The organism is Clostridium sp. UBA7791, from assembly GCF_002480755.1.
Lineage (GTDB): Bacteria > Bacillota > Clostridia > Clostridiales > Clostridiaceae > Clostridium_J > Clostridium_J sulfidigenes.
Genome location: NZ_DLCT01000013.1, coordinates 322,367 through 338,336, shown reverse-complemented (window position 1 = coordinate 338,336; position 15,970 = coordinate 322,367). Strand labels below are relative to the sequence as shown.

The window sequence follows — 15,970 nt, the reverse complement described above, 5'->3', positions numbered from 1 at the left end:
TTTTGTTTTTTCATGTATGAAACCGTATAAACTCCTAAAAAACATATTATAATTTTGTTAACAAATAATTAATTAGGAGGGGTCCAAATGGTATCATTTATTTTAGCGATTATTGCTCTTATTATAGGTTATTTTATTTATGGTGCAATTGTGGAAAAGGCTTTTGGAGCAGATGAAAAAATTCAAACTCCTGCTGTAAGGCTAGAGGATGGTGTAGACTTTGTTAAAATGCCTGCATACAAAATTTTCTTAATTCAATTTCTTAACATAGCAGGTTTAGGACCTATTTTTGGTGCAATTGCAGGTGCAATGTGGGGTCCATCAGCATTTTTGTGGATTGTCTTTGGATGTATATTTGCAGGTGGAGTTCACGATTATTTTTCTGGTATGCTTTCAGTAAGGCATGATGGGACAAGTATTCCTGAAGTTGTAGGTCAATACCTTGGAAAAGGCTTCAAAAACTTTATGAGAGTATTCTCAGTAATACTTTTAGTTCTTGTAGGAGTTGTATTTGTAACTGGACCAGCAAGTATATTAAAAGGATTAACAGGATTAAACATTACATTATTAATATATATTATATTTGCATATTATATAATTGCAACAATGGTTCCTATAGACAAGCTTATTGGAAAGATATACCCTATTTTTGGAATTTGTTTATTAGTTATGGCAATTGGTGTTGGTGGTGCATTAATTTTTGGTGGATTTGATATACCAGAAATAATACCGGCTAATTTGATTAATATGCATTCAAGCCCAGATAAAAATCCAATATTCCCAATGTTATTTATAACTATTGCTTGTGGAGCTATTTCAGGGTTCCATGCAACACAATCACCTTTAATGGCAAGATGTATAACTAGTGAAAAGCAAGGTAGAAAAATATTCTATGGTTCAATGATAGCAGAAGGTGTAGTTGCTTTAATTTGGGCTGCAGCAGCAATGAGCTTCTTTGGTGGAGTAGCAGAGTTAAATGCTACTATGGCAATAGAAGGTCATACAGCAGCTTGGGTAGTAAACGAAATTTGCGGAAGCTTACTTGGAAGAGTAGGTGGATTACTAGCTATACTTGGAGTTGTAGCATGTCCTATAACTTCTGGGGATACAGCATTTAGAAGTGCAAGATTAACTATAGCTGATTCATTTAAACTTGATCAAGGACCTATTAAAAATAGATTTATAATTAGTATTCCTTTATTTGTAGTAGGCTTTATATTAACTAAGATGGATTTTGGAATAGTATGGAGATATTTTGGATGGTCTAACCAAACTTTAGCTACAATAGTATTATGGACATCAGGCATGTACTTAGTTACTAAAGGTAAAAAACACTGGATTGCTACTATACCAGCTACGTTTATGACAGCAGTATGTACATCCTACATTTTAATTGCACCAGAAGGCTTTAAGCTTTCTCAAAGTATTTCATATCCAATAGGAATTGTAAGTGCAATTGTAGCAATGGTAATTTTCTTAATAGCAGCAAAAAAAGTAGAAACAAAAGCAAAGAATAAAATTTAAAATTCTATAAAGTTCATTATAAAAATACTAATGAAATAAAAGTACTTATAGGTTAGATACATAAAAAGTGTTTAGCTTATAGGTACTTTTTTATATATTTTTATGAGGTTGATATCATATCTAATACTTCCATCTAATTTAAAGAGTGAGTGAAGCGTTGTTATATACCTAGATAGGGATTATATTACAATAAATAAAATAGTTTACAAATTGTAGCTATAAATTTATTATAGAAGTATGCAATTGGTATGCAATTGCAATAATCAGGAATCACAGTCGATTAAAGTAATAGTATTTTAGGGTAAATGGTAACTACTGTATATTGATATGAAAAGGAGGTCTTTATGAAAAAAATTAATTTACGTAGTAAATTAATCATGAGTATATTAATTATAATTTTAATAATTATTGTAATTAGTAGATTTGTGAATGTAAGTGTTAAAAATGAAAATATTTCTAAAGAACAGTGGAGAGAGGATATAAAATATCTTCAAGAAAAATTACCAAAGAAACATGCAAATTTGTATTTTAATGAAACAGAAGAAGAATTTAATTCATTATTGAGGGAACTAGATGCTAATGTAAATTCTTTAAACTCAAAGGAAATACAGGTACAACTTATGAAAATTATGGGAGTCATTGGTGATTTGCATACGAATATTGCTAATTTTAAATCTAACAAATTGCTACCTTTAAAATTTTATTGGTTTAAAGATGGGATATATATATAATTAGCTGTGATTATGAATATAAAGATTTATTAGGATTTAAAGTTTTAAAAATAAATAATACTCCAATTAAAGATTATATAAACATGGTAGCAGTGCTTATACCCCATGAAAATGAAAGCTTAATTAAAGCTAGATTTAGTGATTATATTGAAGACTCAAAAATATTAGAGCATTTTAGTGGTGTAGAAAATGATACTGTGTCACTAAATCTTTTAGATAATAAAGGCAATGAAGTTTTAAAGGAGATAAAAATAAAAAGAAATACAGATATAAAATATATGAATTTAATAGGGGAATTAAGTAATAAACCACTTTACTTACAAAATCAGAGAGCAGACTTAACAAGTACCTACTTAAAGGAAGAAAAATTAATATACTGCAAATTAAATAAATGTCCAATGATTTTTGATAAAAAGGAATTAAAAAACATTGAAAATGCAGCACAAGAAAATAAAGTAAAAACTATAGTAGTTGATCTTCGAAATAATAGTGGTGGAACATATTTTCATGGTAATGATTTGAATAATATGCTCAGTCAGCTAAAAACATCAAAATTAGTGGAAAATATTGATGTGATTATAGGAAGAGAAACTTTTTCCTCAGGTATTTTATATGCATTACAGTTCAAAGAAAAGTTAGATGCTAAATTATATGGAGAACCAACTGGTGGAAAACCAAGCCACTATGGAGATATTCAGAATATGGTTTTACCAAACTCAAAATTAAATATATCATATTCAACAAAATATTTTAGTTCAAATATAAATGGAGATACCTTAAATCCAGATTATGAAGTGGAATTAAGTATCGAAGATTACATTAATGGTTCAGATCCAGTATTGCAAAAAATAATTGATAATAATAAGTAATTAACGAAATGTGCTCATAATGTAGGTGTTTTTTTACGAGTGTGGGCAAAATTATAGAAGATTTATTATAATACTGAGAAGGAGTGAGTGGTAAATTGGCTATATATATAGTTAGACATGGTATGGACAATGAAAATAATAGAGGTGGATGGAGTGATTTGGGTTTAATAGAGGAGGGCATGGAACAAGCTAAATTATTAGCAAATTATTTAAGTGATAATAAAGAAAAGTACAGCATTAATAAAATTATAAGCAGTGATTTAAGACGAGCTGTTGAAACAGCTAGGGAGATTGAAAGTAAATTAAATATACCAGTAAAGTATTGTAGTGATTGGAGAGAAATAAATAATGGAGTTCTGGCAGGAATGGATAACAAGGATGCATTAATAAAATATCCTGGACTCTTTTTTAATACACTAGACATGAGTGAGAGATATCCAAATGGGGAAAGCCCTAGTGAGTTTTACAAGAGAATACAAAGTACTTTTCTAGAACTTTGCAACAATATTTCAACAGGAATGGAAGAAGATGATGTAATGATTCTTACTCATGGTGGAGTAATAAATGTTTTATACTATATATTAAATAATATAAAGTGGACAAATAAGTCACTTAAACTATCTAAAACATCTACTACTGGAATGCACAAAATTGAGCATATAGAAGGAAAATGGGAAATAGTTATGAGCAATAGTGTTGAGCATTTATATTATCATAGGGAAATATAAACCTAGATTTATAGAGAAATAGGAGTATATAAAACTATATGTCTATATAAATATTTAAACAGGAAAATAGTTATATAGGAAACTATATAAATATAAAACTATATAAATAGTTGTGCTGTTCATGGGGGTTTTGGGGCATTTTAAATATTTGACCAAAGAGTCAATATGTAATATAATTACTAAGATAACAGATAAAGATATTTAAACTTTAAATATTTACATATCTTTGCTTGTTATGAAGAGACATAATAGAATTATGTCAAATATTATTTTTAGGGGGGAATATTATGGGTTTTTTTTATGAGTCAACCAATTTTACAGGTTGGGCTATTTGGCTTTTTATTCTTTTTGCCTTAATGGCTTTTAATGAGCTTGGTCGTTCAACAAAATGGGGCGGAATTATACTTTTTTTAATTGTTCCTATAGGTTTAACTATTTTTGTTTGGCCAACAACTGCAGCTCCAGGAAATGAATATGGAACAGGTACTTGGTTTAACTGGGTAAAAACTTACTCAGCACTGGCAGGGTGCCTTGGATTTATGGCTATTCGCTATATTCCATCACTTGCTAAAAAGAAGTGGGTATTATGCTTTCCACCACTTATTTTGGCAATTAATATTCTCGAAGCAGCTATTCGTGATTTTCAATGCTTTACATATGGTGCATGGAACGGAGCATATGTAGACAATCTTTGGGTAATGTCAGGATCATGGAATATCATGAATGGTATAGCTGGATTACTAAACATTATTGCCATTTGCGGATGGGTTGGTATTTTTATTTCTAAAGATAAAACAAAGGATATGATATGGCCTGATATGATATGGCCTTGGATTATAGCATATGATTTGTGGAATTTTGCCTATACATATAATTGTATAGCAGATCATTCATTTTATTGTGGTTTGGCACTGTTACTTTCTTGCACCATACCTGCTTTCTTTATCAAAAAAGGAGCATGGCTACAGCATCGTGCACAGACACTTGCCCTATGGATTATGTTTGTTATGACAGTACCTTCCTTTGCAGATCGTATAGCACCTGTAGCTACTACACATAATCCAAAAGCATTTTTTATTTTAAGTTTATTATCTTTAATAGCAAATGTAGCATTAGTAATTTATCAGTTTAATAAGATTCATAAAAATAAACTTAATCCACTAAAAGATGAAATTTTTGTAGAAACAAAAGCCTATAAGAAGGTAGTTGAAGAAAATAGATAATATAAAAAGTATAATAATTTAATATGTATATAGGAGATTATATTTTTGGAATTTATGGGCATAATACCTTTAAGAAATTAAAATTTCTATTAAAGGAGGAATTCTTATGCCAGATAATAATGAGGTAAGAAAAGAAGGTTCTAGTGGAAATAGTATTTTAAGATGGGCAGGAAGATTGATATTAGTTGCAATTATTTTAGGTATAACATCATTTTTAACTCCAGGATTTAGTATTTATGGATTATGGTCATATCTAATTGCAGCAGTTGTAATAACTGTATTAGACTATTTCGTAGAAGCATTCATGGGAGTTGATGCATCACCTTTTGGAAAAGGAATAAAAGGTTTTATTATTGCAGCTGTAATAATATATGTAGCACAATTTTTAGTGCCAAATATGAGGGTATCTTTTCTAGGCGCAATATTAGCAGCTTTAGTAATTGGTGTAATAGATGCTGTATTTCCATCAAGAGCAATGTAATTTTTAAATACATCATATTGAAATGATTAAAGGAAGAACTCTAGAAATAGGGTTCTTTTTATTTATGTAAAAATGGAACATTAACATGAATACTTAATAATATAAATAAAGTGTGCATTGATATATGATTTATTTAAGTTTGGAGGATAGTAGCATGAAAAGAAAGATTTACAATGTTTTATCTAATATGATATTACGTGGAGATAACGCCTCTAGAGGGAAAGCAAAGAGCGGTATTTCAAGAGAACTTCCCTATGAAGTTGAAGTTATTGCTGAAAATTTATATGTACCTTGGGCCATAGATATAAGCAATGAAGGTAAATTATATTTTACAGAGCGGTCTGGAGCAGTTAGAATTATTGAAGATGGTAAACTTCTTCCGCAGCCACTGATCAGATTTAGTGCACCCTTTGTAAGCCAAGGGGAAGGTGGATTGATGGGAATTGCATTAGATCCAAATTATTCTCAAAACCATTATATATATGTTATGCATTCATATGCAGAAGGTAATCAAGTTAACAATCGTGTTGTGAGATTGATTGAAAATAATAACAAGGCATCTATTGACAGAGTACTTATTGATAAAATCCCTGGTGGGCGGATTCATAATGGTGGTAGGATAAAGATAGGGCCAGATGGAAAATTATATATTACGACGGGGGATGCAGGTAATTCTGCATTGGCACAAAATGTCACAAGCACAGCAGGAAAAATACTTCGAATAGAATTAGATGGTAGTATTCCTGAAGATAATCCAAATGTAAATTCACCTGTTTATAGCTTAGGTCATAGAAATCCTCAGGGTTTAGCCTGGAATTCAAAAAATATATTGTATGCATCAGAGCATGGGCAGACCGCTCATGATGAAATAAATATTATACAGCCAGGAGCTAATTATGGATGGCCTCTGGTTCAAGGAAATGAAGAATCTAAGGAAGTTATAGTGCAAAAGCCATTAATACACAGTGAAGAAGAGACGTGGGCACCTTCTGGTATAGCCTTTGTAGATCAGGGACCGTGGCAAGGAAAATTACTAGTTGCTACTTTACGTGGAGAACAACTACTTACTATTTCATTGAATGGAAAAGGAACAAAAGTAAATAGCTTAGATTCATGGTTGAAGAATAGATATGGGCGCTTACGTGAGATTATTCAGGGGAAAGATGGATCGATTTACCTAACGACAAGTAATAGAGATGGAAGAGGTAATCCTAATATAGGTGATGATAAAATTATTCGGATTATTCCAATTAGGAGTAGCCAGCAAAAATGAACATAAGATTTACAACAATTATAACTCTTACTTTCATAATATGATGTATATTTTTGCCTATTGCTGTACAGTGTGTTTTCCTTTATATAAGAAATTTTTGCTAAAGTCTATTGACATGAATTAGAGGTGAGAATATAATATTTATATGAACATATGAATAAGTATTCATATAAATCGTGTTAGTAAAAAGTAATTTTAAAGGTGGGAATAATTATGGGGTTAATAGAGATAGTTTCATTTACATTACTATATATATTTGGTATTTCATATATGGGTAAACTAATAATATTATCAAAGAAAAACAACATTAAAGCTAATGTTTTTGGTAAAGGTACTAAAAGTAAAGAAAGTCTTATTATTGAAAGGTTTCTAAAAGCAATGACTTTTGCAGGGATAGGGATTTGGACTATTAGTGCTTTATTTCCATCATTTACAGAAAAGTGGTTTGTTGGACTTGGCAAAGGCTTTACAGTAAGCATTATTGGAGTAGTCATTACATTAATAGGAGTTTCACTCTTTATATTGGCTATGGTTTTCATGAAAACTTCTTGGAGAGCAGGTATAGATAAATCAACAAAAACATCACTTATAACTTCAGGACTTTATAGATTCAGTAGGAATCCAGCCTTTGTTGGAATGGACTTGATGTTTATTGGAGCTGCAATTACCTATGCAAATCTTATTATCGTAATTGTAGGTTTATTAGTTGTAGTTGGTATACATCTACAAATACTTCAAGAAGAAAATCATATGGAAGAAGTATTTAAAAAGGAATATAGTGAGTATGTAAATAAGACACCAAGATATCTGTTATTTTGAGAAGTATAATGATGTTTTATAACAGAAATAAGGTCAATATTATCAGTTAGCTATATGGAGATTAGAGAAATCTAGTCTCTTTTTTTCATTTATATAAGTTTTACTCATTATATGTAAGTGATTGTAAGAAGACCTATATTATTATACAATTATAAAGGACTTAACTAATAAGGGGGAGAAATGATGAGAAAAATACTATCAATGATTACTGGTGGATTATTAATTTTAGGATTAGTAGGATGTAGCTCTAAAACTGTAGAGACACAAAATGATACAGCAAGTAATTCGCCAGCAGTTACAGAGGAAAAGAAAACAGACACAAAAGTTATCTATGAGAATTTTTTGAAAATAAATATGGGTGCTAAATATGATGAGGTCAAAAATATACTTGGAGATGGAAAAGAAGAAAGTTCATCTGAGGTAGCTGGGATTAAAACCAATCTATATTCTTGGAATGGTTCTGGTATAAGTAATTTGACCATTACCATGCAAAATGATGAAGTTACGGCAAAGGCTCAAGCTGGATTAGAAAGTATGGATGCAAAAATAACATTAGACAAGTATAATCAGGTTAAAGAAGGAATGACATATGATGAAGTTAAAGGTATATTAGGTGAGGGACAAATACTTTCTCAAACAAAAATTATGGATATGGAAGCTATAATCTATGCATGGATAAATAAAGATGGCTCAAACGCTAACTTTACTTTTTCAGATGGAAAACTAGAAATGAAAGCTCAATTTAACTTAAAATAGTATTTAATTTATGATATAAATCTAAAGGTATATGAATTGAAACAAATATAAATAAAAGACTAGGGAAACCTAGTTTTTTATTTATTTTAAGGGTTGAGTTTATGCAAATAAATTTTAAAAGAGGATATTGTTTATTTATTTTAGATACTCTAAAGTTTCTTCAACAGGCTTATGATTGAATTTACTAAATAAAAGAAACTTTTTTATTTATATATGAACAAAAAGTAGAAATTCTTATATTATGTAGTATAAGGTCTCACTAACTATAGTTTAATTAGATAAAAATGGGGGAAATGTTATTATGAATGACAATAAAATAAATGCAAATAACAATAGATGTGTAGGAAACTCTTGTGCAACAGATTCTTGTGCAACTGTTACTACCCAAGTACAATCACTAACTGAACAACTTCCTGTAACTCCGATTGTTATTGCACCTGGACCTGCATTTGTTAAGATTCCAGTTGTGTTAGCAGAAGTAAATATAACCATTCCGGTTGAAGCTACTATCACACTAGACCAACCAGCTATAGAAATTAAACGAATTAGAAAGAATGTATATTTAACTCAATCCCGTATTATTCCATTTTCTCAAGATGATCAATTTAATACTGGAATACTATTTATAGCAGGTTTTATAAGAAAGAATATCGAGTATGCAACTAAAACTTGTAGGACAGCTGGAACTCCAAATGTCTGTGGAGATATAAGACATTGTACAGTTGAAGTACCTTTTAATTTCACAACAAGAATTGCTTTCCTTAGACCACCAATTTTTATTGAAAATAGCATTCCGAGTGAATTAGAATTTTTTACAGATAAACTTCAAGGTTGCGATGCTTGTTCAGATAGAGTAATTGGACGTAATCCTTGCGATCAGAGTTCCTTCTTTACAGAGTTCTTTAACGAAAAACCTTTTACTGAATTAGTAAGAGCGGATATTGCTGAAGTTGATATTCACACAAATCCAACTATAAATTGCGCAGTTCCTACAGAGCAAGTATTTACTCAACTTACAGAAAAAGTAGTAGTAAATTTAACACTAAAAGTATTACAAGAACAACAGGTAGAAATTACAGCAACAGAAGCAACACAAGCAACATGCAGGAATTAAATTGAAAAATTAATCTTATTTAAATGATATATTGCAGACCTAAAGCTTACTAAGAGAGGTTTTGGGTCTGTTTTTAAGAGAAATATTATCTTTATCAAGCATGACAATACTTAATATAAGCTTCATCGGAAGCATGAGATATCTTTATATCATGAATCCATAGCAATGTTTTTCCTTTGGATGTTTTGATTGGCTTTGCGATTCAATTATAACATAAAAAAAGGGGGCATTGATATATATATAATTTTAAAAAAGAATTAGTGTAAAAAACTTTACACTAACAATTAGATAGATAAGGAGGAAATCTTATAATGAATGATAGCCCAAAAAATACAAGTGATTATGAATGTGTAGCAGATCCTTGTGCAACTATTACTTCTAAAGTACAATCATTAACTAAACAAATTCCTGTAACACCTGTTGTTATTAAATCTGGACCTGTATTTGTTAAGATTCCAGTTGTATTAGCAGAGATAAACATAACAATTCCTGTTGAAGCTACTATCACATTAGACCAACCAGCTATGGAAATTAAACGAATTAAAAAAAATGTATTTTTAACTCAATCTCGTATTATTCCATTTTTTCAAGAGTGTGCACCTGATACTGGAATACTATTTATAGAGGGGTTTATAAGAAAAAATATTGAGTATGCAACCAAAACTTGTAGTATAATTGAAAGTCCAAATGTTTGTGGAGATATAAGATGTTGCACAGTTGAAGTTCCTTTCAATTTTACGACAAGAATTAATTTTATTAGAGAACCGATTTTTATTGAAAATGAAATTCAGAGTGAATTAGAATTTTTTACAGATAAACTTCAAGGTTGCAATGCTTGTTCAGATCCCGTAATTGGACATAATCCTTGTGGTCAGAGTTTTTTCTCTACAGAATTCTTTAATGAAAAACCTTTTACTGAATTAGTAAGAGCAGATATTGCTGAGGTTGATATTCATATAAATCCAACTATAAGTTGCATAGTTCCTGCAGAACAAATATTTACTGAATTCACAGAAAAAATAGTAGTGAATTTAACACTAAAAGTCCTACAAGAACAACAGGTAAAAATTGCAGCACTATAATTATTAAATAGTATAAATATAAAAGTGTAACATTGCTAAATGAATATAAGTGTAAAAGCTTTTTATTACTCGATAATATTAAACAGGCCTAAAATCTACTAAGAGAGGTTTTGGGTCTGTTGTTAAGAATAGATAAATATTCATTAGTTTATATTGTAATTGAATACCACAATTTAATTTCTATTAAATGAAAGAAAATTGTTTTGATAAGGCATGTTTATTTAAAAATAGTGGATTAAGACATGATTTATTATTACCTTAGTCATTTTTATCCGATGACTACCCGCTCTAATACTCCCATCTTCTTCAAAGTGGGAGTAAAGAGCGGCTACGACCCTGGATAACGATTTCTTTGCTTCAGAGGGAGTAAAAAACTCCCTCTGAAGCAAAGAAATCTGTTTATGTTTAGATTATATGTATCGGAATACTATCTTATTAAGAAACTGACAGCTTTACTCATAGACTAAACTGTTATATATTAAAAGAGTTACTAATTACTTATGAAAAGAGAATTAAAATTATTTTACATATGAAAAGAAGAGGATAAACATGAGATTAGATAAATTTTTAGCAGGGTCATTCGTTGAGACACGTAAAAAGAGTAGGGATTATATTAAAGAAGGTAAGGTTAAAGTAAATGGGGAAGTGATAACAGAGCCTGTAATGGAAATTAAGGAGAGTACCGATATCATTGAGTATCTTGATAAAGTAGTTGATTATAGAGAAAAGGTGTATTATATGTTTCATAAACCTGCAGGATGTATTACTGCAAGAAAGGATGCTGATAATAAAACAGTCTTTGATTTTTTTCATGAGGATAATATAAATGGGATATTTCATGTTGGAAGATTAGATAAAGATACAGAAGGATTATTGCTTTTTACCAATGATGGTGATTTTGATCATCAATTAATGTGTCCAGAAAGGCATGTCGAAAAGAAATATTTCTTTTGGGCATTGGGTTCATTAGATGATGAAGATAGGGATAGATTAGAGAATGGAATTTCCATTGGAGAAGGTGAAGCATTAACAAAGCCTGCTAAAATTGAAGTGGTGAAATGTGGGAACTATGAAGAGTTAGAACAGGAAACTGATATTGGAAAGTTCTATAATATAGAATCAAAACATTATAATCAGCCTATTGTCTGTGGATATCTTACAATTTCAGAGGGACGTAAACATCAAGTTAAGCGTATGTTAAAGGCAGTTGGTTGTTATGTGGTATATTTAAAGAGGATTTCTATTGGGGAGTTAACCTTAGATGAAACCCTTGAAAAAGGCCAGTATCGAATGCTAACAGAAGAGGAAGTTCACAAGTTAGTGTAAAAATTATAATTTTTGGAGATAGATATAAAAAAATAACTATAAGGCAATTGTTAACTCATGTATCAGGTATGCCAGATGAAGAGGATTATGAATGGAATAAGCCTCAATATAATGAAGATGCTTTAGAGAGGTACGTTAGAAGCATTAGTGGAAGAGAACTTATGTGGAAGCCAGGAGAAAAATTTGCCTATAGTAATATTGCTTATGAGATTTTGGGAAATGTTATTGAAAAAGTTTCAGGTATGTCTTTTGAGAAATATATGAAAGAAAATATTCTCAATGTTGTACAAATGAAAGAAAGCAATTTTTTTAAACCTTTAGTTTCAAAGGAGCTACTTACAAGTCCTCATGTCTTAGATATCAAGAATGGCTATGGTGCCACGGTTAGTGAAGTTTTTCCTTATAATCGTGCACATGGTCCAAGCTCTACGTTGTATTCTAATGTAGTTGAAATGTGCAACTACGCTATTGCTAATATGAAGGTCGGAAAATTTAAAGGAAATAAAATATTAGAATCCCATAGTTATTTAGAACTTTGGAGAAAATATGCCTTAACAGGTTGGGGTGGTTATACTTCGGAAATTGGATTGGCATGGTTTTTGGGAGAATATAAAGAAAATAAAGTGAGATCTCACAGTGGTATGGATACAGGATTTAGAAGCAATTTAATAATATTACCAGAGAGAGGTATTGCAGTTGTTGTTATGATTAATTCAGATTATATTGGAACTAAAGTTTTATGCGAGAGTATTTTAGATATACTTTTAGGAGAAGAAGTTGAATATATAAAAAGATCACTTGCTAGTCATATAGTAAGAACAATGTTTAATAATAATTCTGAAATTGCATTACAGGAGTATTATACAATAAAGGAAAATTCCATTGAAAAATATCTTGTGTATGAGGATGAATTTAACGCTATTGCTTATAACTTGTTGGAGAGAAAAAGAATTAAAGAGGCAATAGATGTGCTCAATTTATCAATAAAAATATTTCCAGGATCAGCTAACCTTTAGGATAGTTTAGTAGAAATGTACTTATGTCAAGGTAATAAGAAGCAAGCTTTAGCGAGTTATAAGAAATCTTTTGAGTTGAATCCTAACAATAAAGAAGCTAAGAAAATAATATATGAATTAAGTTAAATAGATAAAAAGGGGGAGTAGATAAGTTTGTGTAAACACAAATTTATCTACTCTCATTTTGATTGATGAGAGGGTAAGTATGTCCAAAAATTTAGTGTATATTCTCTGATTTTGTAAATCTTATTTAGAAGTTTTGATTATTAACTTCTTTTATATATTCTTTTTACAGTATTTAAACCTTCTAATATTTCTATTTTTGAGAAATTACAACTGATGAGTTTATCTTCAGTCCATTTACTTATTTCTTCATAAAAGAATAGTGCTAGTTCTAAGTTTCTAGGGGATTTATGAGAATTGATAGCTTCAAACAGCATATTTTCAGCTTTATTGATTTCACCTTCAATTATATATTTTCTAATCATTATTTCCAGTAGCTGGTCTTCTGCAATAGTAATATCATCACTGTTTTCATCAATACTACTTTCTATAGCACTTTTCCCTTTAAATATAGAAGCTACTGCTTGTAAGGCTGTTTTTATCATTTTCATTATATAGTCATTTTCATACATTTATAAAGTCACTCCTTATTTTAAATTAGTATGGTTAAAGGAATTATATTCTTAAATTTTATACAGTCACTCTAATAATTTATATTAACAGATGTTACTTTATTTTTGTATATATTTATTACATCACAAGAAAAATGTAAGTATTTATATTTGATTGGATCTTTAGTTGTTATTTCAATGTTTAGACGTATTCATAAAAAGTATAATTAGGAGGGGCGTGTTTTGGTATATCTGTAGACAGCAGCTCAATATAAAGGACTACTTGTCTACATAAGTAAAGAAATATTCAAGGGACATTCTGGGGACCGGCTCCATAATTGCTTGTATATATTTGGAACATTGATATGCTTATATTAAGACTATTGAAAGGAAGCGATAAATATGAATGAAATTTTTGATATTTCTTATGATGAGGTTGAAGTTATCAAGAACTTATGGGAAAAAAACAGACAGTATCATGAAAATACTTCAGAATACTTTAAGGAATCCTATAGGTTTATTAGCTTTGAGGAGAGAATCAAAGATTTTGAGAGCCAGACAATAAAAATTACTGTTGCCAAAAGTGATGATGGATATATTGGATATTGTATATCAACGATAATTGATGGAAAAGGAGAAATTGATTCACTTCACGTTGATGCGCATAATAGAGGAAGTGGCATTGGTAAGAAACTTGTAATTAAGCATATGGAGTGGTTGAAAGAAAATAATTGCAAAGTAATTGGGGTAACGGTATCACAAGAGAATGAAACTACCATAGGGTTTTATAAGAAACTTGGATTCTATCCCAATACCTTATATATGCAACAACGTTAATATAGAATAAGGGTGTTACTTTGATTACATCTTTAGTTGTTATTTTGCAATTGACAAAATATTCATAAAAAAGTATAATTATCAAGGTAAACAGTTATTTACTAATAATATTTTATGAAAGGAGATGTTTTTAATGAATACAAGTAAAAGGGTGATTTTAGTATAAAACTTAAAATGGGCTTAAATGTAACTTTAGACATAGTCTATTATTTGTGTTGCATTTTTGCGGGAGTAGTTAACCTTTCATAATACTGCCTATAAAGGATAAGTAACGCGACAGGAAGGTCGTGTTTTTTGTAGCCGTAGATAGAGTAGCCAAGTACAAAGGGTTGATTGTCTACGGTATCTTTATGTCCATTTTTAAGGAAAAAAATAATGTGGAGGCTATATATGAATAGAAAATATACAGATGCGGAACTTAAAAGAGCACTAGACATGGTAGAAGAGGGGTACTCTTTCTCAGAGGCCGCAATGGCAAATAATCTTAATAAAAGTATTGTAGCAAGAGAGATGAGAAAGAGAAAAAATGAAAAAGCTGGACAGCATATAGATGATTATAGAAGGAAGTTTCAAAATGATATAAACAATACCAAAATAGAAAAGGAGATAAAAAAATGATTAGAGAGATAGAAGTAACCAATATGGAAGACTCAGATATAAATGAGGCGAAAAAGATATGGGTTAGACAATTTGAACTATATTGTGATAATAGTGAATTCCCATTACATTGGAAACAAGATACAGAATTATTAGAAAAGTTTCTTGTTGAAAGAATTAAAAATCAAAGTGCAGTTGTAGCAAAGTTAGACAACAGGGTAGTTGGATTCTTTGCATATGATGAATTTCCTTTCAATGGAGAGAATACAGTGTTTTGTCCAGCAATAGGACATTCTGCTATTGAAGAATACAAAGAAAGTGTATATTTAAAATTATATAAAAGTATATCACAGGAATGGATTAATAAAAATATTTTTAATCATATGTGGACAATATTTTTTAATGATATAAATTTAAAAAACATATTGTTTGATTTAGGATATGGGTCATATTTGATAGATGCATTTAATGATTGTAATATTCAGTCTGGTGAAAAATCTATGTGTGATATTAGAAAAGCTACCATGGAAAATGCTAATGTTTTATATGAGCTTGTAGAAGAATCCAATGAATATTATGCGTCTGCACCATTATTTCTTAAGAGAGACAGGGTTACTAAAGAAGAGATTGAAGAAATAATATTAAAAAGAAATGTGTTTATTGCATGGCACGAAGATATTCCGGTGGGATTTATTAATTTAAGTATTGCTGATAACAATAACTTTATAGATATGTCTATAAAAAAATGTGGTTTAATCGACGAAATTGGTGCTTATATAAAATTAGAATATAGAAATAAAAAAATAGGTATTGAGCTATTGAAAATCGTCAATGATTATTGCAAGGATTTTAATGTACCATATATTCATGTTGATTTTGAAACAGCAAATCTATATGGTAATAAGTTTTGGAAAAAGTATTTTACACCAATGTTATTATCTATGAGAAGACCAATTAATAAAGATATAAATGATAGATAA

General features: G+C 29.9%; 17 protein-coding genes. 16 read left to right on the top strand and 1 reads right to left on the bottom strand.

Annotation, left to right across the window (positions count from 1 at the left end):
* The first annotated feature begins 87 nt into the window (after positions 1-87).
* From B3Z56_RS17025 to B3Z56_RS16965, 13 genes are all read left to right on the top strand, one after another.
* Positions 88-1,524, top strand: coding sequence for a carbon starvation CstA family protein (locus tag B3Z56_RS17025; RefSeq protein ID WP_346879246.1), 1,437 nt, complete (start codon positions 88-90; stop codon positions 1,522-1,524).
* 344 nt (positions 1,525-1,868) lie between these two features.
* Positions 1,869-2,255, top strand: coding sequence for a hypothetical protein (locus tag B3Z56_RS17020; protein ID WP_346879245.1), 387 nt, complete (start codon positions 1,869-1,871; stop codon positions 2,253-2,255).
* An 83-nt stretch (positions 2,256-2,338) separates the two neighbouring features.
* Complete coding sequence (locus B3Z56_RS17015; RefSeq protein WP_346879244.1) at positions 2,339-3,124, top strand: hypothetical protein; 786 nt, start codon at positions 2,339-2,341, stop codon at positions 3,122-3,124.
* 95 nt (positions 3,125-3,219) lie between these two features.
* Positions 3,220-3,852: a histidine phosphatase family protein gene (locus tag B3Z56_RS17010; protein ID WP_346879243.1), complete on the top strand. Its 633-nt coding sequence runs from the start codon at positions 3,220-3,222 to the stop codon at positions 3,850-3,852.
* 287 nt (positions 3,853-4,139) lie between these two features.
* Entirely contained in the window at positions 4,140-5,075 is a 936-nt protein-coding gene (locus B3Z56_RS17005) for a DUF5692 family protein (RefSeq protein WP_346846427.1), read from the top strand.
* 106 nt (positions 5,076-5,181) lie between these two features.
* Positions 5,182-5,556, top strand: coding sequence for a phage holin family protein (locus B3Z56_RS17000; RefSeq protein WP_346879242.1), 375 nt, complete (start codon positions 5,182-5,184; stop codon positions 5,554-5,556).
* 154 nt (positions 5,557-5,710) lie between these two features.
* Complete coding sequence (locus B3Z56_RS16995; protein ID WP_346879241.1) at positions 5,711-6,829, top strand: PQQ-dependent sugar dehydrogenase; 1,119 nt, start codon at positions 5,711-5,713, stop codon at positions 6,827-6,829.
* 213 nt (positions 6,830-7,042) lie between these two features.
* On the top strand, positions 7,043-7,648 hold the full coding sequence (locus B3Z56_RS16990) for an isoprenylcysteine carboxylmethyltransferase family protein (RefSeq protein ID WP_346879240.1): 606 nt from the start codon (positions 7,043-7,045) through the stop codon (positions 7,646-7,648).
* 180 nt (positions 7,649-7,828) lie between these two features.
* Positions 7,829-8,404, top strand: coding sequence for a DUF3862 domain-containing protein (locus tag B3Z56_RS16985; protein WP_346879239.1), 576 nt, complete (start codon positions 7,829-7,831; stop codon positions 8,402-8,404).
* A 301-nt stretch (positions 8,405-8,705) separates the two neighbouring features.
* A complete protein-coding gene (locus tag B3Z56_RS16980; RefSeq protein ID WP_346846432.1) occupies positions 8,706-9,518 on the top strand; it encodes a CsxC family protein in 813 nt (270 codons plus the stop codon).
* Positions 9,519-9,829: 311 nt separating this feature from the next.
* Positions 9,830-10,600, top strand: coding sequence for a CsxC family protein (locus B3Z56_RS16975; protein ID WP_346877021.1), 771 nt, complete (start codon positions 9,830-9,832; stop codon positions 10,598-10,600).
* Between the two features lie 549 nt (positions 10,601-11,149).
* Positions 11,150-11,926: a pseudouridine synthase gene (locus B3Z56_RS16970; protein WP_346879238.1), complete on the top strand. Its 777-nt coding sequence runs from the start codon at positions 11,150-11,152 to the stop codon at positions 11,924-11,926.
* A 2-nt stretch (positions 11,927-11,928) separates the two neighbouring features.
* Positions 11,929-12,942, top strand: coding sequence for a serine hydrolase domain-containing protein (locus B3Z56_RS16965; RefSeq protein WP_346879358.1), 1,014 nt, complete (start codon positions 11,929-11,931; stop codon positions 12,940-12,942).
* A gap of 266 nt (positions 12,943-13,208) precedes the next feature.
* Here the strand turns inward: B3Z56_RS16965 and B3Z56_RS16960 are convergent, their stop codons facing one another.
* Positions 13,209-13,577 carry a DUF6483 family protein gene (locus B3Z56_RS16960; protein ID WP_346877019.1) on the bottom strand — a complete coding sequence of 123 codons (369 nt, stop codon included), beginning with the start codon at positions 13,575-13,577 and terminating at the stop codon, positions 13,209-13,211.
* Between the two features lie 381 nt (positions 13,578-13,958).
* Between B3Z56_RS16960 and B3Z56_RS16955 the strand changes: the two genes are divergently transcribed.
* The 3 genes from B3Z56_RS16955 to B3Z56_RS16945 all read left to right on the top strand — a co-directional run bounded on the left by B3Z56_RS16955 (position 13,959) and on the right by B3Z56_RS16945 (position 15,970).
* Positions 13,959-14,393 (top strand): GNAT family N-acetyltransferase, encoded by a 435-nt coding sequence (locus B3Z56_RS16955; protein ID WP_346879237.1) that lies wholly within the window; start codon positions 13,959-13,961, stop codon positions 14,391-14,393.
* A gap of 390 nt (positions 14,394-14,783) precedes the next feature.
* A complete protein-coding gene (locus tag B3Z56_RS16950) occupies positions 14,784-15,011 on the top strand; it encodes a hypothetical protein (protein ID WP_346846437.1) in 228 nt (75 codons plus the stop codon).
* On the top strand, positions 15,008-15,970 hold the full coding sequence (locus B3Z56_RS16945; protein WP_346879236.1) for a GNAT family N-acetyltransferase: 963 nt from the start codon (positions 15,008-15,010) through the stop codon (positions 15,968-15,970). Before B3Z56_RS16950 ends, B3Z56_RS16945 begins: the two co-directional genes overlap by 4 nt.